Below are 244 nucleotides of genomic sequence, written 5' to 3'. Positions count from 1 at the left end.
CCTCTATCCATAATATGAATAGTTGTCCAATCACCATCATTAACAAGCTTCAAGCGAATTTCTCCTCCATCAGGCATCGCTTCCATCGCATTTTTCACCAAATTGAGGAAAACTTGTTTCAACCTAACGTCTTCCCCCATGATTTGAACTTGCTCTTCAGGAAAGTTAGTATAAATCGTGATTTGCTTATTTTCTGCTTCCTGCTGCAATAAACTGACAACGTATTCGAGGCAATTCGTTAAGC

Annotated in this window: 1 protein-coding gene; it reads right to left on the bottom strand. The window is 39.3% G+C overall.

From position 1 onward, the window contains the following. The coding region (locus tag Q4528_RS15470; RefSeq protein ID WP_368506742.1) for an ATP-binding protein at nucleotides 1-209 on the bottom strand (209 nt) is incomplete at its 3' end. Nucleotides 210-244 lie beyond the last annotated feature (35 nt).

This window comes from Staphylococcus pasteuri, from assembly GCF_030547725.1.
Classification (GTDB): domain Bacteria; phylum Bacillota; class Bacilli; order Staphylococcales; family Staphylococcaceae; genus Staphylococcus; species Staphylococcus pasteuri.
This window is presented reverse-complemented; position numbering and strand designations above follow the sequence as displayed.